The sequence below is a fragment of the Paenibacillus sp. FSL W8-0439 genome, from assembly GCF_038008995.1.
GTDB lineage: Bacteria > Bacillota > Bacilli > Paenibacillales > Paenibacillaceae > Paenibacillus > Paenibacillus polymyxa.
Window position 1 is genome coordinate 1 of sequence record NZ_JBBPAK010000003.1, and the last position, 3200, is coordinate 3200.

At 32.5% G+C, this 3200-nt stretch carries 3 protein-coding genes; all 3 read left to right on the top strand.

All coding sequences use genetic code 11. The features are described from left to right. On the top strand, positions 1-348 hold a 348-nt coding region (locus MKX36_RS25355; protein WP_340866205.1), incomplete at its 5' end, for a DUF3967 domain-containing protein. A gap of 457 nt (positions 349-805) precedes the next feature. After that, on the top strand, positions 806-1234 hold the full coding sequence (locus MKX36_RS25360; RefSeq protein WP_340866208.1) for a GIY-YIG nuclease family protein: 429 nt from the start codon (positions 806-808) through the stop codon (positions 1232-1234). Between the two features lie 713 nt (positions 1235-1947). Further along, entirely contained in the window at positions 1948-2751 is an 804-nt protein-coding gene (locus tag MKX36_RS25365; protein WP_340866211.1) for a rolling circle replication-associated protein, read from the top strand. Positions 2752-3200: the final 449 nt, after the last annotated feature.

The window sequence follows — 3200 nt, forward strand, 5'->3', positions numbered from 1 at the left end:
ATGTATTCAGAAGGAAAGACAAGTGAAACTGTAGATGAAATTCTTGCGAATGATGGATTATTTATGACTATTGATATGACAAAAGATGATGAGCAAGTGAGTATTTATGTTCCAGAAATTCTCCAGGAATTAAATGATCGTATAGCAGAAATGAATGAAAAAATGATGAGACAAGAAAAATTTAATGATGAATTACTTGAGCAGATAAAAAAGCAACAAGAGTTTATAGATGAAAAATTATCTAAAAGAGATGAGGCATTTTTGAGTTCAATAAATAAAATTTTAGATACAAAAAAAGAAATTGCGGCAACAGAAAAAAATCAAAAAAAGTGGTGGAAATTTTGGTGAAGTGGTAAAAAGTATTTCTTGTTTTTTAAAAATGCGACTATCCATAAACTATACAAAAGGCATTAAAAGGCTATCCATAAACTATCCAAATAGCTAAAAATACTATCCATAAACTATCCAAATAAAAGGAGCAAATGACACCTGTTTTTTTACTTGAAAATCTCTTAGAATCCAATAGGCACAGCCTATTTCGCCACTCTTTAAAAGAGAGTGGCACCGGATTCTCTTATGCTCTTTCAAGTAAATATATTGTTTTAGAGAAAATCTTTTTGTTGAATACTTTTTGAAGCGTTCTTTTATTTTTCTTAAAATACCTTAGGAGTCCAAATAAGGCCTTCTGAGGTGTTTTTGTTTTTGTTTATATATTTTATTAGGATGTTTTTTAAAACGTCTTAGAAACGTTCTCTGTTGATTTAAGGAATGGTTTATGATGTAGAAAAATGGAGGAGGACTTTGCATGGATGATTTAACAAAACAATTTAGAGAAATGATGGGTTATAGTAATTCCTTTGATGATGAAGAAGAAAAAATAGAACTTGAATATCAAGAAAAACAAGAGCGTATAGAATTTGAAAGTCAGTTGTATAGAATGGTTAAAAGGCGTAAAAAGAACCAACGTAATATTTGGTTTTTGTATGTTTTAAAATTAGAACATGAAAAAATTTATATAGGTATTACGAATAATCCTAGAAAAAGAATTATGCAGCATTATGATGGCGTAGGGGCAAAGGTTACAAAAGCATTTAGACCAATTAAAATTTTAGATGTAATTAAATCAACGTCAAGTCGTGAATACGTGGAACAAATTGAAAATGATGTTACTGAAAATATGAGAGCACAATATGGCGAAAGAAATGTTTATGGTGGTTATCATGTGAAATTGTAAAGATGATTTTTATTCCTCTTGTTTTGGGGTGTGAGGTTAAGGCTGGGGTGAATTGGCGAAAGCCAAGAGGGGCTAGCCCCTCTTGTTACTTTATATTGGTTAGAGACGCTATTATTAAATTCTAGTACAGATGGTTTTGGCGGTATAATAGCAAGAGCAAGCCGAATGTATTAGGTTCTTGTTTTGGGTATGTTCGGCTTGGCGAAATGATTACACCGCCAAAATTTCGGAAAGCAAGGAGAAAAGAGTGGAGATTTTTTAAGTGTTCTTCTTAAAAAATACTACTCGGACCTTGCTTGGAGAAAAGTCTCTATGTTGAACGGTGTAAGGCCACCTCAAACTTCATTCGATAGAAAAAAGTTATGGAAAGATAAAAGGATCCTTAGTATAAATCGATATTCTTTAGTAATACGATTTTGGAGGTGGTCTTTTATGATTCATTTGGAATTAAAAATTAGCCTGCAGCTGCCGGTAAATTTTTTATTAATTTTATCAGCAATCTATTTTTAATCTATTTTTGATTTTGAGCATAAAAAATGACCTTGAAAAAGGTCGTTTTTTTATTCCTTCTTTACTTGATTTATTTATATGGACACATAAGTAACAAAATGATAGATTTATAGATAACGTTAATAGGTTCCGTTTTTTGGCAAAAAAAATGCCCCATTCCAGCTTGTCGGCAAAAACATTCATGGAAAGGGGAAAAACATCTATTGAGAGTATATCATAAAGTGGTTACCAGTGGAAGAATTACAGAAATTTATTCGTATGAGGAAGGTATTACCATCGGGCTTAAAGGAAAAACAAATAGTAATACAGCAAAAGCAGGTGGAAATATGCCAGAAGAAGAGAGAGTTTTAAGAGAAAAAGACAATTTAAGACGGTCACTTGGAAGAACAGTACAAACATTGCGAAGAACAATAAATGCAAATATCCACGAATGGGGCAAAGAAAAGCCAAAATTTATGACGTTAACGTTTAAAGAGAATGTGCTAGACCATGAAGTTGCTAATAAAGAATTTCGTGAGTTTATAAAAAGATTATCACGAAAACTTTTCAAAAAGCAGAGTGGTTTAAAATACACGTGTGTTGTAGAAAGGCAAGCTCGTGGATCGATTCATTACCATGTGCTATTTTATAATCTTCCGTTTATCAAATTTGATGATTTATTAAAGGTTTGGGAGAACGGAAAAGAACAACGCGGACTGCATATTAATGCGATTGAGGATATTGATAATGTTGGTGCTTATGTCGTAAAGTACATAGAGAAAGACATACAAGCTATGAAAAACGGGTATGACCCTAAAACAGGCAAAAGTGCTAAAGAGAAGAATAAAAAGCTTTTTTTTCAGTCTCGTGGATTAATTAAACCTACAGAAAAAGCTTTATCGGCTGAGGAAGTTACTGAATTAGAAAAGCAACTGATTGATGATAAAGCAGTAGTTTTTGAAGCTGAGCATAACAATGAACATGTTGGAAAAATGACTTACAAACAAATAAAACGTAGTGAAAATTAGAAAGAAGAATTGTCGCAATCCCTTGAGCGACTAATAAAAAAGGGGTCGTTATCCCAAAGAACGACTCATAAATTGGGGTCGCAAACCCATCAAGCGACTCATCAAAATGTGGGCAGGAAAGAAAAATCTAGGAACCGTAAAGGGGCCTAGATTTTTTTATGAGCATATATGAACTTAAATTGAGTTTTCTCATGAGAAAAACAAGGAATGCTTGTGTCATATCACGAATTATTTACGTATGATTGCGTGATAAATACGTGGTGTGAGAGGGTGAGAAAATGAAGAAAGAATGGCTGACTGTTGCAGAAATAGAAAAGGAAACTATGATTCCTCACCAAACAATTAGGCGATATATAAAGATGCATGGGCATCATCTTTATTTGAAAAAACAGCATAAAAGTTATTTTGTTAATCAATCGAGTATGGATGTTGTTTTGAAAATAAGAGAG

Coding starts and splice junctions, on each gene's coding strand:
- MKX36_RS25360 (WP_340866208.1), top strand. CDS start 806: ATGGATGATTTAACAAAACAATTTAGAGAAATGATGGGTTATAGTAAT.